This is a genomic window from Phragmitibacter flavus, assembly GCF_005780165.1.
In the GTDB taxonomy this organism is placed as follows: Bacteria; Verrucomicrobiota; Verrucomicrobiia; order Verrucomicrobiales; family Verrucomicrobiaceae; genus Phragmitibacter; species Phragmitibacter flavus.
Window position 1 is genome coordinate 1 of sequence record NZ_VAUV01000024.1, and the last position, 26995, is coordinate 26995.

Sequence of the window (26995 nt, forward strand, 5' to 3'; positions counted from 1 at the left end):
CGCGTGGGTGAGGCTGTTTGCCTGTTTTGTTGGAGAGCTCGGCCTTTGCCATGGGACAAGATGCGGCTGAGTGAAAATGGGGGCAAGGGCAATTTGTGAAATTTTTCACAAGCGGGAGAAGTGGGCAGTGGGCAGTGGGCAGTGGGCAGTGGGCAGTGGGCAGTGGGCAGTGGGCAGTGGGCAGTGGGCAGTGGGCAGTGGGCAGTGGGCAGTGGGCAGTGGGTAGTGGGAAGTGGGAAGTGGGAAGTGGGAAGTGGGAGGTGGGAAGTAGGCAGTGGGCAGTGGGCAGTGGGCAGTGGGCAGTGGGCAGTGGGCGGTGGGCGGTGGGCGGTGCGATGTGACCTTTTTGATTTTTCTTTGCTCTTCGCGCTTCTGGGGCAAGGTGGGGAATGCTGCGTTTTTCGCTATTTGGGTTTCCAGTTTCAGTGCATTGGTTGTTTTGGGTGACCTGCGGTCTCATCGGGGGTGGGCTGGGGGCGACGACGCGCGATCAAATCATTGCGCTGGCGATGTTCATCGCGGCGGCGTTTGTTTCGATTCTGATTCACGAGCTGGGTCACGCATTTCTGATGCGGAAGTATGGGGCGAGGGCGAGCATCATGCTTTACGCGATGGGTGGACTGGCGGCGCCGGATCGTTGGTTTAGCCGGGGTCAGAGCATTGTGGTGAGCCTGGCAGGTCCGCTGGTGCAGATTGCGATCGGGGTGCTGGTGTTGATGCTGGTTCGAAACTTGCAGGTGGAGTCGCTGTTTCTTCGGGTGTTTGTTTCCGAATTCATTCAAGTGAGCGTGTTTTGGGCGCTGCTGAATCTGGTGCCGATCTATCCATTGGATGGGGGTCAGGTATTGAACAGCGCATTGGGGCCGGGGCAAACCAAGATTACTTTTACCGTGAGTGTTGTTGCGGCGGTATTGATGTCCTGTTTCTTTCTGGTGCTGTTTGGGACAAATGGGATCATCGGAGTCCTGATGTTTGGCATGCTGGCCTTTGAAAATGTGCAGCGCCTTCGCGGGGAGCGGCCCAATTCGATGTTGAATCCGCAGCAGTAATTTGGTTTTAGATTTAGATAAAATTTGATTTCATTTATGAGCACACAGCCTTTGGAAGATCTTTTTACCTTGTTGCGTTTTGCGAGTGTTTCGACGGATTCAGCTCACGATGGCGCGACGCGCGCGGCGGGGGAGTGGTTGAGGAACAAGCTGGAGGGAATGGGGTTTCGAGCGGCGTTGCATGAGACGCCGGGACATCCGGTGGTGGTGGCGAAGAATGAACACAAGCCGGGTCGGCAGACGGTTTTACTTTATGGCCATTATGATGTGCAGCCGGCGGAGCCTTTGGAGGAATGGAGAACTCCGGCGTTTGAGCCGGTGGTGATCGATGGACGGATTTTTTGCCGGGGAGCCACGGACAACAAGGGTCAGTTGATGGCGCATGTCTGTGGACTGGAGCGGACTCTGCTGGAGCAGGGAGAGTTGCCGGTGAATTTGACGATCCTGTTCGAGGGCGAGGAGGAGATCGGCAGTCCAAATTTGAAGCCGTTTTTGGAGGCACATAAGGAGGAACTGGCCTGTGATGTGGTGGCGATTTCGGACACGGGCATGGTGGCGCCCGGAGTGGGGACGTTTACGTATGGGTTGCGGGGGATCGCGTGTTGCGAGGTGGTGGTGCGGGGACCGGCGATTGATCTTCATTCGGGGATTTTTGGCGGGGCGGTGGCAAATCCGGCGACCATGGTGTCCAAACTGGTGGCGGGGCTGCATGATTTGAACGGCAAGGTGCTGGTGGACGGGTTTTATGATGCGGTGCGACCGCTGGCGGAGTGGGAGCGTCAGGCTTGGAAAAAACTGGGAGATAGCGAGGCAGAGACGTTGTCGCTGACGGGTTCGCCGGGATTGTTTGGCGAGGCGGGGTATTCGGATTTGGAGCGTCGCTGGGCGAGGCCGACGGCGGAGGTGAACGGGATCGGCGGCGGCTATCAGGGCGAGGGGAGCAAAACGGTGATTGGTCGGTCCGCCTTTGCGAAGCTGAGTTTCCGGTTGGTGCCGGATCAGGAGCCCGGGGACATTTTGGCGAAGGTGCAGGCGCATTTGCAGAAACAGCAGCTGCCGGGGGTGAAGGTCGAGGTGCAGATCGGGCACGTGGGGCAGGCCTATTTGATGGACCCGATGTCAGCACGCGGACAGGCGGCGCAGAGGGCATTGGAGAAGACCTTCGGAGCGCCCCCGGCATTGATCCGTGAGGGCGGGAGCATTCCGATTGTGCAGGCGTTTAAGGAGGTGCTGGGAGTGGATACCTTGTTGTTGGGTCTGGCGTTGCCGGATTGTCAGGCGCATGCGCCGAATGAGAATTTCCCCGTGGCGAATTTCGAGGCGGGGATGGTGCTCAACCGGCATTTGCTGGAGGCGCTGGCTTGATGAGAAGTAAACCGAGAGGGCGAACGAAATGACCAATCAAACTCAGCCGAAGTTGTGGCCGCTGGCGATATTTGTGGTGCTTTACATGGCGCTTTCGATCGGGGCTTCGCTGATGGCGGGGAATACGGAGTTTGTGTTCTACATCATAGTGATGGTCGTGCTGATCGCGGTGGTGCTGCTGGTGCATTTTCGCGTGGGACTGACTTCGTGGTTGTTATGGTTGTTGGCGGTGTGGGGACTTTTGCACATGGCGGGTGGATTGGTGCCGCTGCCGAAAGGGTGGCCCTATGATGGGGAAAATGCGGTGTTGTATAGTTGGTGGCTGGTTCCGGACCGCCTTAAATATGATCAGGTGGTGCATGCTTATGGATTTGGTCTGACGACGTGGGTTTGCTGGCATGTGTTGAAGACCTGTCTGCGGGATTTGCAGGGTCGGGTGCCGAAGCCGACGTTTGGGCTGCTGGTGCTGTGTGTGGCGGCGGGCTGTGGATTTGGTGCGATCAATGAGGTGGTGGAATTTGCGGCCACGTTGATGATGCCTAAGACCAATGTGGGCGGGTATGAGAACACAGGGTGGGATTTGGTGGCGAATTTGGTCGGTGGCATTGTGGCGGCGGTGGGGGTGAGGCTGACCAGCAAATGACGGTGGACGGATGACGGGGCGATTGAGAGCCTCCCCACGTCGGCGGCTACGATTGGGAAAGAATTGCCTTCCCGGACTTGCGCGGCACGATGGTTGCGTTCATTTGAAGCATGTTCCAACTCGAGCGCTCCTCTGGCATTTTGTTGCACCCGACTTCGCTACCCGGACGCTTCGGAATCGGGGAGATCGGACAGGGCTCGGTGCTGTGGCTGGAGGCGATGGAGCGCATGGGCCAGAAACTTTGGCAGATCCTTCCGCTGGGACCGACCGGTTATGGGAATTCGCCGTATCAGTCGCTGTCGAGTTTTGCGGGCAATCCGTTGTTGATCAGTTTTGATGCGCTGGTGATGGACGGGGTGGTGACCCCGGGGGATTTGCAGTTGTTGCCGGGATTTCCCGATGAGCGGGTGGACTTTGGTCCGGTGATCGAGGTGCGGTCGGCGTTTTTGAAACAGGCGGCGAGGAAGTTTTTGGAGCAGTGCGATGCAAGCCCTCTACTGAGGACGGCGTTTGATGCGTTTTGCGAGCGTGAACAGGCCTGGCTGGATGATTTTGCCTTGTTCACGGCTTTGAAGACGGCGTATGAGGGCCGGCCCTGGACGGAATGGCCACGTGACCTCGCGTTGCGTGAGCCGGGGGCTCTGGCGCAGGCGATTGTGAACTACGAAGCCGAGGTGGACGAGTGCAAGGCACTGCAGTTTTTGTTTCACCGGCAATGGAACAAGCTGCGGGTGAAGGCCCGCGAGTTGGGCATTCAAGTGGTGGGCGACATTCCGATTTTTGCGGCGCACGACAGTGCGGATGTGTGGGCGAACCGGGATCTTTTTCATCTGGACGAGAATGGCAATCCCATCGTGGTGGCGGGTGTGCCACCAGATTATTTCAGTGCCACGGGTCAGCGATGGGGAAATCCGCTGTATGATTGGGACCGGCACAAGGAGACGGATTTTGCGTGGTGGAAGGCGCGGATGCGCAAAACGCTCTCGCTGGTGGATGTGGTGAGGATCGACCACTTTCGCGGATTTGCGGCTTATTGGGAGATTCCGGGCGATGAGGACACGGCCATCAATGGCAAGTGGGTGGAGGCCCCGGGCGACGATTTGTTTAACGCGCTGTTTGAAGAACTCGGTTCGGTGCCGGTCATTGCGGAAGATTTAGGCGTGATCACGCCGGACGTGGAGGCGCTGCGGGACCGGCATGGTTTCCCTGGGATGCGCGTGATGCAGTTTGCATTTGGGGCGGATTCTCTGGCACCCGAATACGTGCCGGTGAACTATCCTGAACATTGTGTGGCCTACACGGGAACGCACGACAATGACACGACGCTAGGTCTTTTTAACAGTGGTCCGGATGAGCACACCACCCGGACGCAGGAAATGGTGGATGCGGAGCGACGCACGATATTGAATTACACACAGACGGATGGAAGTGAACTCAACTGGGACTACATCAAGGACGTGTGGGGTAGCAAGGCGGGATTTGTGATTTGTCCCTTGCAGGATGTGCTGGGATTGGGGAGCGAGTCGCGGATGAACATTCCTGGAAAAAGCGGGGATTTTTGGAGCTGGCGTTTTGAGTGGCAGCAACTGACGGCTGGGATCGAGCAACGCTTAAGAAATGTGACGGAGGAGGTCGGGAGGTAGTGTGTTTTTGTATTGACGTTGTGTTTTGCACGGGTTTTTCTGTGGGATGCGCAGGGTTGTTTTATTTTTGATGGTCTCGATTTTGTCGTGGGGGTTTGAGGGGGTTAGAGCGGCGACGGTGTTGAAGGCGGACAATGGGGACGATTTGGAGTTGGGGAGCAGCTGGGTGGGTGGGGTGGCGCCGGGGATTGCGGATGTGGCGACGTGGGATGGGACGGTGACGGGGGCGAGCACGGTGGAGTTGGATGTGAGTTTGGGGACGGTGACGTGGGGGGGTATGCAGGTGGTGGATCCGGCTGGGTTGGTGACAATTCAGTTGAAGACCGGGCTGAATTTCGGGGATGCGTCGGGGAATTTGGGGATCGACATGAGTGCGGCGACGCAGGATATGGTGATTGAGAGTGCGACGAGTCAGGTGATCAACTGGACGACGGCGCAATTGAATGTGAACATTGCGAGTGGGCGGACGTTGACGGTGAATACGAAGTTTGGGGCGAGTGACACGTTTCGGAAGCAGGGTGAGGGGACGTTGATTTTGATGGGGTCGAATGACAATGGCGGGACGCAAGGGATTGTGGATGCGGGGGTGTTGGTGTTGGCAAAGGCGAGCACGTCGGGATTTCATGCGTTGGGTGGTGGCACGCATGTGGTAAACGGGGGTGTGATGAAGATGGGGGGCACGGGTGGGGATCAGATTTATTTTGGTGCGAACGTGTCGTTGAATGGTGGGATGATTGATTTTGATGGGCGCAGCGAGGGGTGGAATTTGTTGAATGGTGGGGCGGCGGGGACGGTGACGAATTCGGGGGCGACAGGGTCGGTGATGACGTTGGGGGAGGGGACGGGAAATGGTGCTTTTTCGGGGGTAATTGAGGATGGGGTTGGTGGTCTGGCGTTGGTGAAGAAGGGGACGGGGACGATGGGGTGGTTGGGGACGACGAATACTTATGCGGGTGGGACGCGGGTGGAGGGTGGGGTTTTGCAGATGGTGGATGATGGTAGTTTGGGGGCGGCAGCAAGTGGGGTGACTTTGTTGAATGGGGGGACGTTGATGAACAGTGCGACGAGTCCGGCGGAGGTGGTGATGGGGCGGACGATTGATCTGGAGCTGGGGGAGGGGGCGTTTCGCGCGGGTTGGGGCAAGCGGATTAGGTTGGATGGTTTGGTGACAGGGGCGGGGGGGTTGCGGGTGAGGAATGATTCGGGAGATGTGATGCTGATGAATGCGGCAAATGACTTTGCGGGTGCGACGTTGATTGGTGGGACGGGTGGTTCGGGGACGTCGGCACGGCTGACGTTGGGGGTGGATGGGGCGTTGCCGGATGGGACGGATTTGTTTTTTGATGCGGGTGTGGTCGGGACGGGAGTTCTCAACTTGAACGGGCGGACGCAAACGGTGAATAGTTTGTCGACTTTGAGCGGCTTGGGGAGGGTGGAGAGTGTGTTGCCCGGAACTTCAACGCAGGCGAACGGTGCGAATCTGATTGTGGCCGGGGATGAGACGACGGTGTTTACGGGGACGATGGGGAATTCGATTCGGCTTACGCATTCGGGGACGGGTCAGTTGAGTTTGGAGGGGACGGGGGACAACAGTGGATTGCAGGCGACGGTGAATGCGGGGACACTGGTGCTGGCGAAGACGTCGACGGTGTCACATCATGCGTTGGGTGGGGGGTCGCATGTGGTGAACAGTGGAGGGACGATGAGGTTTGGTGGGACGGGTGGGGATCAGATTTATTTTGGCTCGACGGTGACGGTGAATACGGGAGGGGTTTTGGATTTTAATGGAAGGGATGAGAGTTGGAATGTGTTGCAGGGGAGCGGGCTGGTGACGAATACGGCGGCGGGGACGGCTTCGGTGATGACGTTGGGGGAGAGCAGCACGTCGGGCAGTGTGGCGTTTGCGGGGCAGGTGAATGATGGTGCGGGATCGATGGCGGTGCGGAAGATAGGGTTGAGCGCGCTGATGATGAACGGGGTGAGTGATTATTCAGGAGGAACGACGGTGGAGAGTGGGATGTTGGGGGGAGTTGGGGTGTGGGGGACGGGGCCGTTGGTGGTGAGGTCGGGTGCGACGTGGTCACGGGGGAGTAATGCGGGTGGGACGTTTTTGGGGGCGGGCACTTTGGATGGAGGGGGAGCGGTGACGTTGGAGGTGGGTGCGATCATGGCGGTGAATGTGGCTTTTGGCGGAAATGCGGCGCAGACGGATTTGGTGAGGATGAGTGGGGCGATGAATTTGGGGGGTGCGGTGCTGGACGTCGCCTGGGGTGGGAATGCGAGCCATGAGTTTGCGGGGACTTATTCGGACCAGAATATGTTTTGGCTGACGGATGGGGCGAGTGCGGTGGTGGGCGAGTTTGCGAATTTTAGTGCGGTGGGTGATTGGGGTTTGTTTGGTGGGGTGGAGTATGCGACGGCGACTTTTGGGGGACAGGAATTTGCGTTGTTTTATGGTTCGCAATATGAGGTGTATGGTGCGGGTGGTTTGGTGGGAGGTTCGGATTTGTTGGTGATGGCGGTGCCGGAGCCGGGTCGCGCTGTCATGGTGGTTGTGGGGTTGGGCTGGTTGTTGGGGGTGAGACGGAGGTGGGTTTGATTGGTCCTTTTTGATATTATATTGGCGGGGCGAGGGATGAAGGGGTTTTGTGGTGGCGGATAAGTTCAATGTTGGGGGCCAATGGGGACGGTTGGGCGGGGATTGTGATGCTCGCGCGTCAGATGATTGGGTGGATGCGCTGGGACGTGGCGGGGTGGATTTCGAGCACGTCGGTGGATCTGTATGCGGCGCAGGATGAGATTGAACAACGTTTGGGCAGGGAGACCGAGAAAGTTCAGAGATAGGCGTGAGTTAGCGCCTTGAATCGAACATTGAGGTGGCAGCCATCGGGGTTGATAAGCTGGCGGCACATTCAACACCATTAAATTGGTGATCGGACGAGATCACTGCTGATGTTCTGGTGATTAGTTCGATGTGCGTCGTCGGACTGGTTGAACCCTCGGATCAAGACGCAAGTTAGTGATTTTTTGCAATACCCGCAGGTGTTCAGTCATTGATCACAACTGGTTTGAATTGAGGAGGGTTGGGCTCGGCCCGCCCAAAAATGAGAATTGTAATCCCGTGGAGCAACTTTGAGTTGAGCGAGATAGTCATCGCAACTCAATTACGCAAAAACATGTTCAATGGAACTATGTATTTACCTTGTATATCGTTGATAATGAATGAGTAACAAAAAAATAATCTTTACTCTTCAAAATCGAATTCCTATTTTCTTATCAAATTCAAATAAATCGTCGGCGATTATTCGCGTGGCGATCTTTCGCTCCTCACTTCAAAAAATTAAGCGATTATGAAGTTCCAATTGCGTGGTCTCGTCAACGCCCGGGCGTGGTTTCCCGGTGAAGGCAGGAAAGCCGATTTCTCCGTCTTAGGATGGGGTGCGGTGGTTTCTTGTGTAGGTCTCCTGTCAGCAGTGCAACCGGTTTTTGCCGTCGATGGTTTGAAGGGGGAGTATTACAACAATGTTCAGCTCACTGGCAGCCCGGTAGTTACCAAAACCGATGCAACGGTGAATTATAACTGGGGTTCGGGCATTCCCACGACGGGTGTTGAAGCCAATAATTTCAGCGTGCGTTGGACGGGCTCGGTGGAGGCGGAGTTTACCGAGACTTACACGTTTTACACGCAAAGTGATGATGGCGTGCGCCTGTGGATCAATGGTCAGCAATTGGTCAATAACTGGACGCCGCATAGCGTGACGGAGAACTCGGGCACCATCGCACTTGAGGCGGGGAAACGATACAATGTGGTGCTGGAATATTATGAGGCCGGGGGCAATGCAGAGATCCGCTTGTTGTGGTCGTCGCCAAGCCGGGTGAAGCAGGCGATTGCGGCCACACAACTTTCCCCCGTGATGGTCAATGGGTTGAAAGCGGACTATTTTAACAACAAGGAATTGACCGGAACACCGGTGGTGAAGCGGACGGATGCCACGGTGGATTTCGGCTGGGCCTCGGGGAGCCCGGCGACGGGGGCGGTGACGGTGGACAACTTCAGCGCGATCTGGACGGGCACGGTCAAACCGGAGTTTACTGAGTCCTACACGTTTTACACGCGCAGCGATGACGGCATCCGTCTTTGGGTGGACGGTCAGTTGCTGGTGGATAACTGGACCTTGCACGGCGTGACTGAGGATGTGGGATCACTGCTTCTTGAGGCCGGTCGATCCTACAATGTGCAGATGGAGTTTTTCGAGAACGGTGGCTCGGCGGAGGCGCGACTGTTGTGGTCTTCAGCGAGTCAGGTCAAGCAGGCGGTGCCGATGGCGAGACTGACGCCTTTTGGAGGTTGGCAGAACCATGATGTCGGGGCAACCGGGTCGGTGGGGGTGCTGGCTTACGACACGATTGAAGGCACTCACCAGGTGACCGGATCAGGCACAATCACCACGGCGGAAGATCGGTATCAGCTGGTGCACCAGCCGTTGTATGGGGATGGGGAGATCACGGCTCGCGTGGTCAGTCAGATCAATGTGGGAAGCGCGTCGGCACTGCCGAGCACCGCGGCGGCGGGGATAGTGATTCGTGATTCGACCGTGGCGTCCGGGTTGTCGGCAGGAGTGTTTGCAACGGTGGGCTCGGGGGTGGTGATTCGTGAGCGGCTTTCGACCGGAGGAACCGGCACCGTTCGCGCTGCCGAGGCTTCGGGCTCGGCTCCGGTTTGGTTGAAGATGGTGCGCAAGGGCGGGTTGGTGACGAGTTATCTCTCGACGGATGGAACCAACTGGACCCTGGCGGGCAATTCGATCATCAATCTGCCCACCCGTGCGGTGGCTGGACTGGCGGTTTACACGAACAGCAGCACGGCTGGATTGCAGAATCGCGCGGTGTTTGACAACGTCACGGTGTTTCAGGGACTTACTCCAGAAGGCGATGCGGACACTGATGGCGATGGAGCGACGGATTTGGAAGAGGCGGCGATGGGCACCGACATCAACCTTGCCAACTCGCCCAACAACGCTTCTGGCGGGGTGGCCAGTGATGGCGATGTGTTGCGCAGTCTGCGTTCCATCACCACCAGTGTGGTGACGGCCAATGCGTATGAGAAGGAGAATACCAATGCGCGGATCCGGGTTTCCCGCACGGTAGGGACAATGCCGTTGACGGTGTCGATTGGTCGTTCGGGAAACACGGATGGGACCAAGGGATCGGCCTCGTTGAGCGACTACATTCTGAAAGATGGAGCGGGTGCGACCATCAGCGGAAGCACCATCACCATTCCGAATGGGGCCATGCAGCATGATGTGCAGATCGCGCCGGTGGTGGAAACCCCTGCGGTGGTGGAGGTGCCTGAAATGCTACGGCTTTCGTTCCGGATCACCTCACCAGCGGGAACGACCCAGTTTGGCGAAACCCGGGCGGTGCATATTCGCGACGCGACCAACACGGAGGCGAATCGTAAACTTTTTGTGGCTTACTATGGTCGTGAGGGCGGTGCCGTCACCACGGCGACGGGGGTGTCAACCTTGCTGTTGAATGGTGACAACACGGTGGGGGTGGTGAACTCCAATTTCAGCAACCTCACTTCGGCACAAAGTGCTTCCCACCTGCACGCGGCACCGGCGAACGATCCGCAGGCCAGTGGTCCCATCATCGAGAGCATCCCGCTCGGACAGATCAACGAACATGTCTGGACGGTGCTGGCCGAGCCAGGTGTCGGGTGGACCACGGATCAGGCAACGTTGACTGCCTTGGTGAACGGGTTTCTCTACATCAATGTTCACAGCGCCAATTATCCCGGTGGTGAGATACGCGGGAACTATGCGCTGGCCAATGGCTCGGTGGCACCTCCGCCCACCCCATCGGCTCCGCCAACCTATGGCAGCACCCAATGGCCGACATTGGCAGGAGATGATCTGGATCGCGACATTGCGCGTTTTCTGACTCAAGCCACTTTTGGACCCACACCAGAAACGATTCAGGAAGTTAGAGCCTTGATTGCTGCCAATGGCAACAACGCCATCGCGGGATACACCGCCTGGATCAACCAGCAGATGGACCTGGTGCAGACGCCATCGCCTTCATTGGTGCGCCTGGTGCAGGCGGCGGATGTGGAGGATTTCATTTTGCGAGGAAACCGCCACATCAATGCCTTCAATGATCCCCAGTTCGGTGGTGGTTCGTTCGGATGGAACACGACGACGCGCACCTGGAATGCGAGCACCATTCATCAAAATAACTATCCCAACCAAACCAACATGCGTCGCGAATGGTGGACGTTGGCATTGCAAAGCAAGGATCAACTGCGCCAGCGCATGGCTTTTGCTTTGAGTCAAATTACCGTGGTTTCAGAAGTCGATACCACCGTCGGGTCGTATCATTACGGGCTGGCCAATTACTGGGACATGTTGGCGGGCGGTGCGTTTGGGCGCTTTCGAGACATTCTATCGGGGGTAACTCAACACCCGATCATGGGCATCTATCTGAGTCACCTGAAGAACCGCAAGGCTTCAGGGACCATCACTCCCGATGAAAACTATGCCCGCGAGATCATGCAGTTGTTCTCCATAGGTCTGGTGCTGCGCCATTCCGATGGAAGTTTGGTGTTGAACCAACAAGGTTTGCCGGTGGCCACTTATGATCAGGAAGATATCCGTGAACTCGCCCGGGTGATGACCGGATTCAGCTTCAGCAAGCGCCCGGCCAATGTGACTGGTGCCCCCACCTATCCGACGCCATCCACCCAACGCATCGGTGCGGTTGAGAACAATCCAGACTTCACCTTGGGCAATGGCGTGAGGTATTGGCAAACCCAATGGATGAATCCGATGAAGATTTTTGACACCCACCATGACTTTGGGGCCAAGACCTTGTTCAACGGAAAAGTTGGGCAAACGCCCATTCCGGCGAGAACCGACAATACGTCGATCGAGTCGGAAGGGTTTGTGGATGTCGACCTTGCCCTCAACGCTCTTGCTGGTTTGCCCGGTTCGGGCACCTACAGCGGTCACCCCAACACGCCGGTATTCATCAGCCGATTGTTGATTCAGCGGTTCACCACCTCCAATCCAAGTTCTGGATATCTCTATCGTGTTGCCGATCGATACAAACAAACAAACGGAAATCTCGGTGAAGTGGTGAAGGCGATTCTGCTTGACTATGAGGCTCGTAGTCTAACTCTTGCCAACAACACGGCTTCAGCTGGCAAGCCCAAGGAACCATTGCTTCATTTCACCACTTACCTGCGTGCAACGAAAGCCTTCACGGGTTCGCCATTGGCCAATCTCAATACCTTGACCGTGCCGTTCACCAGCGTGGAGGCGCCGGTCACCGAACCCTATCCGTCGTCCGAGTTGAGCAAGTTCCCAACCGGGGCGCTGCGCTTCCGCTTCTTCGATCTGACCGGCACCATCGCACAGAGCCCATTGCGTGCCCCATCGGTATTCAACTGGTTTCTGCCGGATTACGTGATGCCGGGTCCGTTGGGGGCGGCGGGATTGGTGGCTCCCGAGTTTCAGGTGGCCACGGAGTCAAATCTGGTCAACACGGTGAACAATCAATACAACACCATCTTCACCTCACTGCCTTCGCCGACGAATCCCAATACGGGCCGGGGATTGGATGACTTTCCGTTGATTGCCCAGTATCAGACGGCTTCGGGGACGCAATTGAGCATCCCGGCCTACGGGGTAAGTGCGGGTTACTTTAATGCAACCACGTTTGATGCTTCTCCGGGAGGCACGCAGCAGCCGTCGAGTTTATCGAATCAAAAGGACAACTTGCAGGTGACTTATGATGCGTTGATTGCCCAATACACGACGGCTTATTCGAACTCGCTCACGACCCAGTATGCGCCTGCGGCGGTTCCGGCGGCTCCGGGGACGACGCAAAAACAGGTGGCGCATGCGGAGGCGGTGAAGGCGGTGCTGGATCAACAGGATCTGCTGTTCACGGGGGGGTATCTCAAGGCGAAGTTTGGTGGAGACACCGGAAGCAATCCGCGTCAGGCAATCATCAATGCGGTGAACCTCATCGCCACCAGCAACCGCCACACGTCGGACCTGACCAACTTCAACAACGATGCACGCACCCGCATTCGCAACATCATCTATCTGGTGATCAGCAGTCCCCAGGCTCTTGTGCTCAAATAATTCACCCACCCACTTCAGTTGAACCTTTGATTTTTCCTCGCCATGAACCTCATCTTTCGCCGCAAGAACGAGCCAACCCGTCGTCAGTTTCTGGTCAAAACCGGATGTTCAGCAATGGGCATCACCAGTGTGGTCAACACACTGGCGCATCTAAAATTGATGCAGGGGGCGTTGAATGCGCAGTCGGGCGGCGGCGGGGGATACAAGGCGCTGGTTTGTGTGTTTCTGAACGGGGGCAATGATTCGAATAACATGCTGATTCCTTTCTCGGGATCGGCACGGACGGATTATGTGAATGGTCGCGGCATGCTGGCCATCCCCACCAATGATGCAAATGCGGCCTTGAATGCGCTGCCTCTGGCGGCGACAAACGTGGCGGAGTGTGATCCGTTGGGAGGTTATCTTGGCACATTTGGGGTGCATCCGAAGCTGGGGGCCATCAAGACCATGTTTGATGAAGGGGATGCGGCGTTTGTGGCGAATGTGGGAACAATGACGATGCCGGGGGTGACACGGGCGAACTATTCAACGGCACCGAAACCGCCGCAGTTGTATTCGCATTCGGACCAGCAGGTGCAGTGGCAGAGTTCCATTCCGGACCGGCCGTTCACCAGTGGATGGGGCGGGCGCATTGCGGACTTTCTTGATCCGGTGCACAACCCGAGCACGGGCAATGTGTCGATGAACATTTCCATATCCGGGGTGAACAGTTTTCAGGTAAGTCCCACCGGGTCGGTGACGCCTTACATCATGGGCAGCAATGGTTTGGTAAGCTTTGCGGGTTATGGGACGAACTATGCCAGCGCAGTCAACAATCCGAATGTGTTGTTTGAGGCGACCAACTACAAAACGGCTGAGGCGGGTCGGAGACTTCAGGCGTTTGAGAGCATCTTGAACATGACGCATGCGAACCTGATGGAGAATGCGTATAGCAACGTGGCGATAAGTGCGCGGATGACCGAAGGGATGGTGGGAAGTGCGTTGTTGCCGACGACGATCACGGGTGGCAGTTCACTGGACACGTATTTCAATAATGCCTTCGCCGGAACGGGGATCAGTGCGAACAACACGTTCACCAATCAGATGAAACTGGTGGCGCGGTTGATTGCAGGACAAAGCGCGTTGGGCAATGGTCGGCAGATTTTCTTTGTTCAGCACGGTGGGTATGACACGCACATTGCGCAGATCCCGGCGGGCAGCAACACGGCGGGTCACACAGGGTTGATGAGCACGCTGAACTGCACGCTGAAGGGCTTTGCAGATGCGTTGAAGGGGCCTGAGGTGGGCAATCAGTGGGACAACGTGTTGTCGTTCACGGCATCGGATTTCACGCGGACATTCACGGCCAACAAGCCCGACACCAGCGCGGGAAGCGATCACGCATGGGGCGGGCACGCCCTGGTGTTGGGTGGGGCGGTGAAAGGGGGCCGTGTGTATGGCAAGTTCCCGGTGTTAAAGCTTGGGGCGGTGGCGGATTCGATCGATGCAACGGGGACACGCGGGTTGTGGATTCCGAGCACTTCGGTGGATCAATATGCGGCGAACATCGCGAAATGGTTCGGAGTGGATCCGTCGGCATTGGGAACGATCTTCCCGAACTTGAGCCGCTTTGTGACGTTGCCGAACATCACGTCGGGGAATTTGGATTTCCTTCAGGCGTGACCAGGCTCGGACCACAAAAAACCCCATCGATGCGAGACACCGATGGGGTTGGATGATTAGTCGGTGATCGGTTAAACCGTCACTTCCGCAGTGGCGGCGTCGAGTTTCTTTTTCTCACGTTGACGGACACTGGCATCGAGGATGCGTTTGCGAAGGCGGATGCTTTTCGGGGTGGCTTCAACAAGTTCGTCGGCATCAATGTATTCGATGGCGCGCTCAAGGCTGAAACGGATCGGCGGGGTCAGCTTGGACGTTTTGTCCTTGCCGGCGGAACGCATGTTGTCGAGGTGCTTCTCTTTCACCGGGTTGACGGGAAGGTCGCCGACGCGTGGGTTTTCACCGACGAGCATGCCTGCGTAGATGGCATCGCCGGGGGCGGCGAAGAGGATGCCGCGATCTTCGAGGGCTTGCAGGGAATAGGTGGTGGCGTTGCCGTTGTCCATGGAGACGAGGGTGCCGGTGGTGCGGTTGACAATCTCGCCAGCGTGTGGGCCGTATTCCTTGAAAAGGTGGGACATGATGCCGTGACCGGAGGTAAGGTTCACCAGTTCGGTCTCGAAGCCGATCAGGCCGCGGGTGGGGATGACGGCCTGGATGAACGTGCGGCCGGAGGGCTCGGTGTCCATGTTTTCCATGACGCCTTTGCGGTTCACAAGGGTCTTGAGGATGCCTTGGGTGTAGTCGCCAGGAGCTTCGATGTAGAGGGTCTCGTAAGGCTCCTGAAGTTTGCCCTTGTCGTCGCGACGGTAAATGACGGTTGGACGGGAGACGAGCACTTCAAAACCTTCGCGGCGCATTTGTTCGACGAGCACGGCGATCTGCATGGCTCCGCGGGCGGAGACGTTGAAGATACCGGCGGTGTCGGTGTCTTCGACCTGCACCGAGATGTTGGTTTTCAACTCGTGCATGAGGCGGTCGCGAATCGCACGGGAGGTGACGTGTTTGCCTTCTTTGCCGGCGAGGGGGCCGTCATTGATGGAAAACTGCATCTGGACGGTGGGTGGGTCGATCTCGACGAAGGGCAGGGGAGATGCATCGGCGGTGCCGGAGAGGGTTTCGCCGATGTCGATGTTTTCAATGCCGGCGGCGACGCCGACGATACCGCCTGCGCCGCAACCTTCGGAGTCGGTGGTGGCAAGGCCGGAGTAGGTGAAGGTTTTAAGGACCTTGGACTGAACTTTGGTGCCGTCTTTACGGAGGAGCCAGACGGGGTCGCCTTTTTTGATGCTGCCGCCGAGAATTTTGCCGACGGCCACGCGGCCGACGAAGTTGTCCCACTCGATGTTTGAGACGAGCATGGAGAAGGGGGCGTCGGGATCGGCGACGGGGGCGGGGATGTGTTTGATGATCTGACGGATGAGGGGGATGCAGTCGACTTTTTCGTCGTCGGGGCTGTCCATGAAATATCCGTCGCGGGCGGAACCGTAGCTGAAGGGGGCGTCGAACTGCTCTTCGGTGGCGTCGAGGTCAAGGAAGAGTTCGAGGACCTGATCGTGGACTTTTTTAGGGTCGGCGAGCGGGCGGTCGATTTTGTTGATGACGACGATTGGCTTCAGGCCCTGGGCGAGAGCTTTGCGGAGCACGAAGCGGGTCTGGGCTTGCGGGCCGCCAAAGGCGTCGACAACGAGAAGGACGCCGTCGACCATTTTCATGACGCGTTCGACTTCAGCGCCGAAGTCGGCGTGGCCGGGAGTGTCGACGATGTTGATGGTGTAACCTTCAAAAAGAATGGCGGTGTTCTTCGCCTTGATGGTGATGCCTTTTTCGCGTTCGAGGTCCATCGAATCCATGGCGCGTTCGGTCTGGGCCTGGTTTTCGCGGTAGGTGCCGCCGGCTTGCAGAAGCTGATCGACCAGGGTGGTTTTGCCGTGGTCAACGTGGGCGATGATGGCAAGGTTGCGGATTTTAATGTCTGACATGGAGTGGATGGGTGGGACGGACGATGCGCATTTGGGCACCGAATTTGGAGGGCGGGCAGCTTACGGGCAATTTGTAAAGATGCAAGAAAAGTGAGTGTCACGGAGCAAGTTTGGGGCCTTTTGATGGGGGGTGTGGCATTGGAGGGAACGTTTTTTTTCAACCACAGATGGACGCAGATGGACACAAATTTTCACTGATGAGGGTGGGCTTTGAAGGGGGGAAACCACGAATGGACACGAATTTACACGAATGGGGGGGTGACGTTTTTGGGGTCAGTGGGTGGGGGAGGGGCGTATATGATGGTGATGATGGAATACAGATTTCTTGGTGGATCGGGACTTAAAGTTCCGGTTTTGACGTTGGGCACGGGGACATTTGGAGGGAACAACGAGTTTTTTAAGGCGTGGGGAAATGCGGGGGTGGAGGAGGCGACGCGACTGGTGGATATCTCGCTGGAGGCGGGGCTGACGATGTTCGATTCGGCGGATATCTATTCGGATGGTCAGGCGGAGGAAATTTTGGGGAAGGCGATTGCGGGTAGGCGGGATCAGGTGCTGATTTCAACGAAAGCGACATTTCGATGGGGCGATGGGCAGAATGAGGTGGGGTCTTCGCGGTTTCATTTGATCCGTGCGGTGGAGGGGGCGTTGAAGCGGTTGGGGACGGACTACATTGATTTGTTTCAGTTGCATGGGTTTGATGCGCAGACGCCGGTGGAGGAAACGTTAAGTGCGCTGGATGATCTGGTTCGGGCGGGCAAGATCCGATACATTGGGGCGTCGAATTTTTCGGGGTGGCATCTGATGAAGTCGCTGGCGGTTTCGGATCGATATGGCTGGGCGCGGCATGTGGCGCATCAGGCATATTATTCGTTGATTGGCCGGGAGTATGAATGGGAGTTGATGCCGCTGGCGCTGGATCAGAAGGTGGGGGCGGTGGTTTGGAGTCCGCTGGGATGGGCGAAGTTGACGGGCAAAATTCGTCGCGGACAGCCTTTGCCGGAGACGTCGCGCCTGCAGAGTCAGATGAGCAATGATGCGGGTCCGCAGGTGGATGATGAGTATCTTTATCGCGTGGTGGATGCTCTGGACGAGGTGGGGGCGGAAGTGGGCAAGTCGGTGCCGCAAGTGGCGTTAAACTGGTTGTTGCAGCGTCCGAGTGTGTCGACGGTGATCATTGGGGCAAGAAATGAAGAGCAGTTGCGCTCGAATTTGGGGGCGGTGGGGTGGAATTTGACGGCGGAGCAGGTGGCCAAATTGGATGCAGCGAGTGCGGTGACGCCCGTGTATCCGTATTGGCATCAGCGTCGCTTTGAGAGGAATCAACCGCCGGTTTGAGGTGATGGTGAACGGAATCAATGAACTGCGCGAAGTTCAGCTTCGCGGTTCCTCCCTATATGAATGCGTTGTCTGAGGTGAAGTTTTCGGTGCTGGATCTTGCTCCGGTGGTGCAAGGGGGGACGGTTGCGGACGCGTTTCGCAATACGCTGGATCTGGCCCAGCATGTGGAGCGTTGGGGGTATCAGCGCTTCTGGCTGGCGGAGCATCATAACATTGCCGGGATTGCGAGTGCGGCGACGTCGGTTTTGATTGGTCATGTCGCGGCAGGGACGAAGACGATTCGTGTGGGATCGGGGGGCATCATGTTGCCGAACCATGCGCCGCTGGTGATTGCGGAGCATTTTGGGACATTGGAGACGCTTTTTCCGGGAAGGATCGATCTTGGACTTGGCAGGGCACCGGGGTCGGATCAAATGACGGCCCGGGCGTTGATGCGGGATGCCAGTGCGGGGGAATTATTTCCGCAACTGGTGGATGAATTGTTGTCGTTGATGGGCACGGCGAAGCCGGGTCAGCAGGTGCGGGCGATGCCGGGGGAGGGGACGAATGTGCCGGTGTGGTTGTTGGGTTCGAGCACGTTTAGCGCGCAACTGGCGGCGATGATGGGATTGCCATTTGCGTTTGCAGGACAGTTTGCGCCGAGGTTGATGCAGGAGGCATTGCATTTGTATCGGAAGAAATTCCAGCCCTCCGAACGCTGGCCGAAGCCGTATGTGATGATTGGGCTGCCATTGTTTGCGGCAGATGAGGATGCGGAGGCGCACCGATTGGCGACATCGGCTTATCAACAAATTCTGGCATTGCATCGGGGCAGTCCGATTGCGTTGCCGCCGCCATTGGACCGCGCGGGGGACATGGTGAGGTTGTGGTCGCCGATGGAGGAGGCGGGGGTGAGATCGCATCTGGCAGCAGCGGTGATTGGCGGACCCGAGACGGTGCGCAAAAAGCTGCTGGAGGTGGTGGCGGAGACGCGGGCCGATGAGTTGATGTTCAATTCGCCGATGTTCCGTCATGAAGACCGGTTGAGGTCCTATGAATTGTTGATGCAGGCCCGGGATCTGGAGTTTGGCATGCAAAGTTAGGTGGGGATTAGTGGGTGTGACCGCAGATCGTATCGCGGTTGGAGCGGGCTTTCAGCCCTACACAAACAAAATCGACCCTACCTTGGGCGTTGCCCAAGGCTTTCATAAAACCGCGCCGTTGGCGCTATGCTATGAGCAAATGCTCGATAACAAGACGAATTTGCCACCAGTGAAGGACCTCATGAATCTGCGACTTGGGGGCGATGGGGGTATTAAGCCAACTTCCTTACCTCTTAAGATTGCAGTTTAATAAGATTACCGGATGCCGATTTTGCGGTAGGCCTCACGGATATCCTCTTCAAGCTGCTCGGGGGTGCGTCCGTTGAGAAGAATGGAGAGTTGGGAGAAGCCATAGGTTTCGTCGCGGGGCTGTTCAGGCAATGGAAGAGTGGAGGGGTAGGAGAAATTGCCGTCGGCATTGCGTTTGACGGCGGGATTTTTGAAAAAGGCAGCCCATGCGTCGCGGGCTTTGCCGATGGATTTCATGTAGTCGATGAACCGGGTGCCGGTGCCGTCGCCGTCGAGGTGGCAGAAGTAATACACGAGGATGGCGGAGGCGTGATAAAGGCGCGCCTGGCCGCCGGAACTGACCCGGCTGCGTTCGTTCCACTGATCGTGGGTGACGGTCATGTTGGCGGCGAGGTTGGTGGCGTCGGAAAAGCTGATGCCGCGGTTTTCTTGAAAGTCGCGCACGTATTCCTTGATGCCACGTTGATGGGCGCCGGCGAGAAATTTTCCGGCGTTGTAGGGGATCATTTCGGTGTATTCGGCGCTGCCTTCGATGATCCACATGGGGAGGAAGGGCAGGAAATCGTGCATCATTTGATGGGTGATTTCGTGGACGAGGGTGTCGTTGCGGTAGCTGTCGTTTTTGAACCACGTTTTGCCGCGCATTTCGAGGCCGAGACTGTCGAAAGGGATGCGAAAAATACGGTCGCCGGTGAAGTAGACGCCGCCGGAGTTTTCGGGTCCGCCATCGAGGATGTAGTTGCGGCGGTTGAGGTAGAATTTGGCCTGGTAAAAGCCGAGATCCGCCGGGGGTGAGGGATCAATCGACCAGGGGAGGGCGCTGACAAGGGCGTGGGCGCTTTCGAAGGTGCGGGCAATTTCCTTCATGACGCTGACGGCGAGTTTGTCCTGGGCGGTGAACTGGAAAAATTCGGATCGGTAGATGTAGCTGCGTTTGGCGAGGTCTTCTTCGACGGCTTTGACGTCGAGGGCACGGTTGGACACCTCGACGACATCGGGCCATTTGGCAGCGACGGTGGTGGGGAAGTTGATGCGCACGAAGTGTTGATCGACGGCGGACAACTGGGAGATGGTGAGGGTGGCGTGCTGGCCGTTTTGGAGGAGGAAGGTGAGGTTTTCTGCTTCGCGACGAACCAGGCGCGCCTGCATGGTGCGGCCCTCGCTGTTGGTCCAGGTGCGGGCTTCAGTCGCTTTTTGTGCCTGCGCCTGAGCGCCGCCAGGCTCAACGCAAAGCGAGAGGAGGAGGACGAGGAGTTGAAGGACGCAGCGCATGAACGGATGAATTTTTATCACATCGAATGGTCGAACGTCAACCCCGGCTCGATGATGCTGGGTTTTAGGGGACTTTTACCAGGGCAATGGTGACGTTGTCCTGTCGGGGATGATCGACGCAGCGGATGGCAAAAAGCAGGGAATTGGCGAGTTTGGCGGCGCTGTTGCGGCTGCCGTTGAGGAGGAGTTCTTCAATTTCCTTGGTGCCGAGGGTGAGGATGCCGTCGCTGGCGGCGAGGAGGATGTCGCCGCTGTGGAGATCGTAGGGGTAGGTGCGCGCGTCGACGAGGGTGAGCGGCTGGCCCATGCAGGCGGACTGGAGGATGTGGCGGTCGGGATGGGCGAGGGATTCTTCCTCGGTGATTTCGCCGTTGCGAACGCGGTCTTCAAGAATGGGGGTGAGGGAGTGGTCGGCATTGAGGCGTTCGAGTTTGCCGTTGCGAAAGATGAACAGGGGGGAGTCGCCGACGCTGATCCACTGGCAAAACGTGCGGGTGATATGCAGGCCGATGAAGGTGGTGCCCATGGGGAGCAGTCCCCCGTAGCGTTTGGAGAGTTCGTCGAGATGATCGTTGGCCTGTTCGAGGGCGATGCGCATGCGCCAGGATTCGGCGAGCTTGGTCGACTTGTAGGCCTTGATGAATTCGGTGACGAGGTGGGCGCTGGCAAGATTGCCGCCGCTGTGGGCACCGAGTCCGTCGCCCAGGCCGACGAGCAGTTGGGTAAGCGCGGGCTCGCCGGGATCGGACACATCGCTGAAGGCGTAAAAGTCCTCCTGTTTGGAGCGGGAACCGACGAGCTGTCGTCCGGCGAAATCGCGATCGGTGACGAAGGTGACGTTGAGTTGCCCGTTGGTCGGTTCTTCAGCGATGGGTGTGGGAATGAGAGGTTGGGTGGGTTGCTCGGTCACGGGGCTTCTGCGGTAAATTGGTATTCGGTGCGGTGATCGTAGGCATCACCGGGAAGGAGGGTGGTGGAGGGGAAGGCGGGCTGGTTGGGGCTGTCGGGATAGTCCTGGGTTTCAAGGCAGAGGCCGCTGCGATGGGGGTGGGGCACGCCGTTTTTGCCGAGGTGGTTGCCGGAATAAAATTGCACGGCGGGCAGGGTGGTGCGGATGTCGAGAACGCGACCGCTCTTGGGGTCTTTCAAACGGGCAACTTTTTTGATTTCCGACGCGTCGTCGAGGATGAAATTGTGATCATAACCGAGGCCGGAGATAAGGTCGGGCGTTGGTTCGTTGATGCGGGTGCCGACCGTCTGGGGCGTGGTGAAGTCGAGCGGGGTGCCTTTGACCGGGGCGATCTGACCGGTGGGGATCTGGGTGTCGTCGGTTGGAGTGTAGCGGCTGGCGAAGAGGGTCAGCTGGTGGTCCAGGATGTCGCCCTGGCCCTGTCCTGCGAGGTTGAAATAGGTATGATTGGTCAGATTGATCACCGTGGGTTTGTCGGTGGTGGCATGATACGCGATGGTGAGGGTGTTGTCAGGTTGGAGTCGATAGGTCACGGTGCATTTTAGTTCCCCGGGGTAGCCTTCTTCTCCGTCGGGACTGGTATAGGTGAGAATCAGGGCGGCATACTGATCGTTCTTCTCGGTCGTGGCGGCCCAGATTTTTTTATCGAATCCGAATTTTCCCCCGTGGAGATGATTGGGGCCATCGTTGGTGGCGAGCTGGTATTCGGTGCCGTTGAGCGTGAACTTGCCCTTGGCGATGCGGTTGGCGTAACGACCGGTGATGCAGCCGAAGTAGGGGTTGTTGGCTTCGTATTCGCTGAAGGTGGGGTAGCCGAGGACGGTGTTGGCGAATTTGCCTTGGTGGTCGGGAGCGGTGAGGCTGACGATGATGCCGCCGTAATTGGTGATTTTCACCTCCATGCCGTTGGGGTTGCGCAGGGTGTGGAGGGTGACGGGCTCACCATTTTTGGTGGTGCCCCAGGATTCTTGGGTGATTTCCATGGCAGGTAGTGGGACGAAAAGGAGGAGTAGAAGAGGCAACGCCAGCAGGGCGGCGACAAGTCGGCGATCAGTCTGGAGGTGCTGGGATTTCATGAGGGAGTGTTGGGCGGAATCGATTTTGCGTTGGGGACGACGCGACAGATTCAAGCAGCAGTGGCGACGATTGGCGAGGAGGAAGTTTGTGGGGTGATGTGGGTGGCTGCTTGACGTTGAACAAAGTGCGTCCATGCTTGGCCGCTTGTTCGATCCTTTATCGCTGTATGTTTTCGATCCGATTGTTATCCGCTGGTTCCCTGATTTTGGCTGCTACTATTTCACTGCACGCTCAAGAGCCCGCAGCTCCGGCAGTTGAAGCTGCAGAAAAGCCTGCAGTCGCCGCACCTGCTACTGCACCTGCTCCCGCTCCGGCACCAGTGGTTGCCGATCCTGGCGCTCCGCCTCCAATCCGCACCTTTCTTGATTTAGAAGCGTATGCCTCCAAGCTGGCGAGCAAGGCGTTTGTGCCTCAAGAAATAACTTTGGACCCGTTTTTCGGAGGATTGCAATATGACGGGCACCGGCAGATCCGGTTCCTTAAAGACAAGGCGCTGTTTGAGGACAATGGTGACGGATTCCGGGTGGAGTTTTCGCATCCGGGCTGGATGTTCAAAAAGACGGTGGACATGTTTAAGATGGAAGACGGACAACCAGTGCCACTGAAGAATGGTCCGGAATTTTTTAGTTATGGGGATCTGAAGCCGGGTCCGGAAGTCAAGTATCCTGTGGGATTCAGTGGTTGGAAGCTGCTGTCGGCAGAGGAAGGGAAAAAGGAGCGTCCGGAGTTTTTGACTTTTCAGGGGGCGAGTTACTTTCGCGCAGTGACGACCAAGCTGGGCTGGGGCATCTCGGCGCGTGGCGTGGCGATCAACACCATTGGTGGCGAACCGGAAGAGTTTCCTGACTTCACGCACTTCTGGTTTTTGACGCCGAAGGAAGGAGACAAGACCTTCCAGTTTCTCGCATTGTTGAATGGTCCGAGTGTGACGGGAGCTTATCATTTCGAGGTGCAGCCCGGGGAGACGACGGTGATGACGGTGCGCAGTTCCCTGTTCATGCGCAAGGTGGTGAAGATGCTGGGGCTGGCGCCGTTTTCGAGCATGTTCTGGTATGGTGAGAACACACATCCCAAACCGCTGGATTTCCGTCCTGAGGTGCATGATTCCGATGGATTGTTGATCGAACAACACAACGGTCCGATATTGTGGCGTCCCTTGGACAATGGTCGCGAGATGCGTCACAGCGTGTTCAGCCTTGAGGCGGCCAAAGGATTTGGGTTGCTTCAACGTGATCGCGACTTCAAACACTATCAGGATCTTGAGGCAAACTATCACAACCGGGTGTCGGTTTGGGTGGAGCCGGTGGAAGGGTTTGGACGCGGCAAACTGCATTTGATCGAGCTGGCAACGGGCGAAGAGACCTGGGACAACATCGTGTCCTTCTGGGAACCGGATCTTTTGCCAACTGCGACGGAGCCCGCGCGGTTTGTCTATAAGTTGCACTGGTTGAAGGAGCATGAGCACAACCTGGCCAAAGTGACCGATTCCCGTTGGGGCGAAGGGGTGGCGACGATGGACGTGCCGAATGATTATGAGTTTGTGATCGATTTTACCAAGGGGACCTTGAAGGAAGGAACGCCTGCGGATTGGCTGCCGGAAGAGGCGGTTAATATCGTGGGTGAGGCGAAGATGATTGATAAGCGGGTGATGTTCAATCCGCAGACCGGAGGCTGGCGCGCCTTCTTCAAGCTGGACATTCCACCATCCACCAAATTGCTCGAAATGACTTGTGAACTTTTGCAGGACGGGAAACCTTTGTCGGAGCGATGGACTTACCAATGGCGACGTTGAATCCCGCATCTGCCTCCGAACCGATGGAGGCTGTTACCATTCATTTCGCGCCCAGCAGTGGCTCGGAAAATGAATGGAATGAAGCTTATGCCAGGCTGGCGGATTACTTCCGCAGTTATCGTCTGCATAACCGGATTCGACGCACGCAATTGGTGCTTGAGACGTTGAGGCGTGCGGCGGAAGCGCATCAAAAAAATCCTGAACGCACCCCGACCTCACACGCCATTGAACAGGCGCGTGAAATGCTGCGTGAGTGGCTCGGCAAGATTTATGAAGGCATGGAACTGACCGAGGCGCAGCTGGAAGGATCGGGTCGGTTGGGGTTTCATCTTTGTGATGGACCGAGCCGCTGGCCGCACTTTTTCATTGATCGGGAAAACCTGCCGCCGGACATGGCGGAAGCGATGAGGTCCGCAATCCGGACATCGGGTCCGCGTTTGCAGGTGTCGAAGATGACCCCGCGTCCGATTGATCTTGGGCTGATTGATGATGTGGCGGATGACACTTTTGAGAACAATGCAGCGGCGTTTTTGCGCTATCTCGCGCTGACAGTGTTTGTGGTCGGGGTGTTGTGGTTTGTGTATTGGTTGACGAAATAAGGCATGAACATCCCCACTTCTTCGACCCCACCCGAAGCGCCGGTGCCTTTCTCTGCGGCCCGCACCACGCCGTTGGTGTCCCAGGCCGGGCTGCCTTCGAGCGCGCAGTCGCGCATGCGGCGTGCGACTTTTTTCTCGTTTGTTTTCGTCGGAACCGTGATCGGTGTCTGGCTGATGTATCTGATGCTGCAGAACGACGGGCTGGTCTGGTCGGAGATCGGCCTCATGCTGGTTTTTGTGCCGCTTTATTATCAGTTGAATGTTGGATTCTGGACGGCGCTGTTTGGCATCTGGCTGATGAACCGGCCGAAGCCGGACACGCTCGATTTGCTGCGCACCATCACGAAAGACGATCTGGCCGAGCCATTGAACGCGACCACCGCGATCATAATTCCGGTTTACAACGAGGATGTGACTCGGGTGTTCGAGGGACTGCGGGCGATTTACAATTCCCTGCAAAAAACGGGCAAGCTGGAGCACTATGACTTTTTCGTGCTGAGCGATTCGGATGATACGAACAAGTGGATCGAAGAGGAGACAGCGTGGCTGGAGTTGTGTCGGCAGTTGAATGCGTTTGGGCGAATTTTTTATCGGAAACGCCGCACGCCGATCAATCGCAAAAGCGGAAACGTAAGTGATTTCTGTCGTCGTTGGGGCAAACGGTATCGCTACATGATCGTGTTGGATGCGGACAGTGTGATGAGTGGTCCGCTGCTGGTGAATCTGGTGCGCATCATGGAGAAGAATCCCGGGGTGGGAATCTTGCAGACGTTTCCAAAACAGATTGGTGCTGACACCTTGCTGGGTCGGGTCATGCAGTTTGCGCAGGCGCTTTATGGACCGGCGTTTCTTTCCGGATTGAGTTACTGGCAATGTGGCGAAGCCAATTTTTGGGGACACAATGCGATCATCCGTCTGGCTCCGTTCATTGAATATTGTGCGCTGCCACCCTTGCCGACGAAGGTGCCGTTTGGCGGGCACATCATGAGCCACGACTTTGTCGAAGCAGCGCTGATGCGCAAGGCAGGTTATGCGGTGCGTTTGCTGCCGATGGATGAGGGCAGTTATGAAGAGGGTCCGCCGACATTGATTGATACCCTGAAGCGTGACCGACGCTGGTGTCTGGGCAACATGCAGCACTTTTGGTTGTTGTTTGCAAAGGGCTGGCATCCGATGAGCCGGATCAATTTCTTCAACGGCATCATGAGTTATGCGAGTTCGCCGCTGTGGCTGATGTTCCTGATTCTGGGAACGATCATGGCGGGATCAGAGCAGGGGGTGACGGGCAGTCAGGCTGGGTTTGCGGGTCAGTTGCTGCTGGGCATCACGGTGATGTTCATCTTCATGCCGAAGACCTTGATCGTGCTGGATGAGCTGGTGACGGGGCGTTTGTTTAAGCCATTTCGGTTGCGGTTGTTGACGGCGTTCAGCAGTTTGCTGGATACTTTTGTCTTTTCGTTGATGGCACCAATCATGATGATTTTCCACAGTCGTTTTGTGGTGAAGACGATTCTCGGGCAGGGAGTTAGCTGGGTGGCGCAACGGCGCAAGCTGGCAGCAGGAATTGACTGGCGGGAACCGATTCTGACCTTTGGCAGTTTGACATTGATTGGGGTGGTCTGGTCCATCATTGCGTTCTTCATCTCGCAGTCTTTTCTGTTGTGGATCAGTCCGGTGTTGGTGGCGATGATCCTCGCGATTCCGTTCGCGATCACCACGTCGAGCACGCGCACTTTTCAGCGTTTTGGATTGTTTTTGACGCGTGAAGAGCTCCATCCGCCGCCGGTGTTGCAATCGTTGCAGGCGAGATTGGAGGAGGTGAATGATCGGGTGTTGTTGCAGCCGGAATTGGAGCACCGGTTTGGTTTGGTGCAGGCGTGTTTGGATCCGTATGTGAACGGTCTGCATGTGAGCCTGTTGCGTCGTCGCAAAAATCCGCATCACTCGCGCGAGTATTTCAAGTATCTAAGTCACAAGTTGATCACCCAGGGGCCGAATGCATTGACGGCGCGGGAGTTGAGCGCGGTGATGTATGATCCGGATACGGTGACGCAGCTGCATTATGATTTGTGGTCTTCGTCGGAGGATCAGATGTCGCAGTTTTGGAAGCTGGCGATCCGCCAATACAACGTGGTTGCCCCCAATCCGTTTGCGCATTTGCTGGCCCAACCGACTTGAGTAG

General features: G+C 57.0%; 17 protein-coding genes. 13 read left to right on the forward strand and 4 right to left on the reverse strand.

The window, feature by feature from the left end; translation table 11 throughout:
- Positions 1-443: 443 nt before the first annotated feature.
- The 8 genes from FEM03_RS22360 to FEM03_RS22390 all read left to right on the forward strand — a co-directional run bounded on the left by FEM03_RS22360 (position 444) and on the right by FEM03_RS22390 (position 14512).
- Positions 444-1049 (forward strand): metalloprotease, encoded by a 606-nt coding sequence (locus FEM03_RS22360; protein WP_166443070.1) that lies wholly within the window; start codon positions 444-446, stop codon positions 1047-1049.
- 36 nt (positions 1050-1085) lie between these two features.
- Positions 1086-2414: a dipeptidase gene (locus FEM03_RS22365; protein WP_138088547.1), complete on the forward strand. Its 1329-nt coding sequence runs from the start codon at positions 1086-1088 to the stop codon at positions 2412-2414.
- Between the two features lie 28 nt (positions 2415-2442).
- The gene (locus FEM03_RS22370) at positions 2443-3057 is read left to right on the forward strand and encodes a DUF2238 domain-containing protein (RefSeq protein WP_138088548.1); all 615 of its coding nucleotides are present in this window, start codon (positions 2443-2445) and stop codon (positions 3055-3057) included.
- Positions 3058-3167: 110 nt separating this feature from the next.
- A complete protein-coding gene (gene malQ / locus FEM03_RS22375) occupies positions 3168-4700 on the forward strand; it encodes a 4-alpha-glucanotransferase (RefSeq protein WP_138088549.1) in 1533 nt (510 codons plus the stop codon).
- Between the two features lie 70 nt (positions 4701-4770).
- Positions 4771-7299 (forward strand): beta strand repeat-containing protein, encoded by a 2529-nt coding sequence (locus FEM03_RS22380; protein ID WP_138088550.1) that lies wholly within the window; start codon positions 4771-4773, stop codon positions 7297-7299.
- Positions 7300-7367: 68 nt separating this feature from the next.
- A complete protein-coding gene (locus tag FEM03_RS24580) occupies positions 7368-7544 on the forward strand; it encodes a hypothetical protein (RefSeq protein WP_166443072.1) in 177 nt (58 codons plus the stop codon).
- Between the two features lie 506 nt (positions 7545-8050).
- The gene (locus FEM03_RS22385; RefSeq protein WP_138088551.1) at positions 8051-12850 is read left to right on the forward strand and encodes a DUF1800 family protein; all 4800 of its coding nucleotides are present in this window, start codon (positions 8051-8053) and stop codon (positions 12848-12850) included.
- Between the two features lie 42 nt (positions 12851-12892).
- On the forward strand, positions 12893-14512 hold the full coding sequence (locus tag FEM03_RS22390) for a DUF1501 domain-containing protein (protein WP_138088552.1): 1620 nt from the start codon (positions 12893-12895) through the stop codon (positions 14510-14512).
- A 71-nt stretch (positions 14513-14583) separates the two neighbouring features.
- Here the strand turns inward: FEM03_RS22390 and typA are convergent, their stop codons facing one another.
- Positions 14584-16431, reverse strand: coding sequence for a translational GTPase TypA (gene typA / locus FEM03_RS22395; RefSeq protein WP_138088553.1), 1848 nt, complete (start codon positions 16429-16431; stop codon positions 14584-14586).
- 309 nt (positions 16432-16740) lie between these two features.
- Here typA and FEM03_RS22400 point away from each other — a divergent pair, with 309 nt between their 5' ends.
- Positions 16741-17769 (forward strand): aldo/keto reductase, encoded by a 1029-nt coding sequence (locus tag FEM03_RS22400; protein WP_138088589.1) that lies wholly within the window; start codon positions 16741-16743, stop codon positions 17767-17769.
- 59 nt (positions 17770-17828) lie between these two features.
- Entirely contained in the window at positions 17829-18854 is a 1026-nt protein-coding gene (locus FEM03_RS22405) for an LLM class flavin-dependent oxidoreductase (RefSeq protein WP_138088554.1), read from the forward strand.
- Positions 18855-19109: 255 nt separating this feature from the next.
- On the opposite strand, the gene FEM03_RS22410 is transcribed toward FEM03_RS22405, so the two are convergent.
- The 3 genes from FEM03_RS22410 to FEM03_RS22420 all read right to left on the reverse strand — a co-directional run bounded on the left by FEM03_RS22410 (position 19110) and on the right by FEM03_RS22420 (position 22421).
- Positions 19110-20375 carry a hypothetical protein gene (locus FEM03_RS22410; protein WP_138088555.1) on the reverse strand — a complete coding sequence of 422 codons (1266 nt, stop codon included), beginning with the start codon at positions 20373-20375 and terminating at the stop codon, positions 19110-19112.
- Positions 20376-20439: 64 nt separating this feature from the next.
- Positions 20440-21285, reverse strand: coding sequence for a PP2C family protein-serine/threonine phosphatase (locus tag FEM03_RS22415; RefSeq protein WP_166443073.1), 846 nt, complete (start codon positions 21283-21285; stop codon positions 20440-20442).
- On the reverse strand, positions 21282-22421 hold the full coding sequence (locus tag FEM03_RS22420) for an aldose epimerase family protein (protein WP_240772879.1): 1140 nt from the start codon (positions 22419-22421) through the stop codon (positions 21282-21284). The genes FEM03_RS22415 and FEM03_RS22420 overlap by 4 nt, the downstream gene beginning before the upstream one ends.
- 167 nt (positions 22422-22588) lie before the next feature.
- Here FEM03_RS22420 and FEM03_RS22425 point away from each other — a divergent pair, with 167 nt between their 5' ends.
- Genes FEM03_RS22425 through mdoH form a run of 3 tightly spaced genes read left to right on the forward strand, consistent with a single transcriptional unit; the run spans position 22589 to position 26991 of the window.
- A complete protein-coding gene (locus FEM03_RS22425; RefSeq protein ID WP_166443074.1) occupies positions 22589-24214 on the forward strand; it encodes an OpgD/OpgG family glucan biosynthesis protein in 1626 nt (541 codons plus the stop codon).
- A gap of 23 nt (positions 24215-24237) precedes the next feature.
- A complete protein-coding gene (locus FEM03_RS22430; protein ID WP_166443075.1) occupies positions 24238-24813 on the forward strand; it encodes a hypothetical protein in 576 nt (191 codons plus the stop codon).
- A 3-nt stretch (positions 24814-24816) separates the two neighbouring features.
- Positions 24817-26991, forward strand: coding sequence for a glucans biosynthesis glucosyltransferase MdoH (gene mdoH, locus FEM03_RS22435; RefSeq protein ID WP_138088558.1), 2175 nt, complete (start codon positions 24817-24819; stop codon positions 26989-26991).
- The last annotated feature ends 4 nt before the right edge of the window (positions 26992-26995 follow it).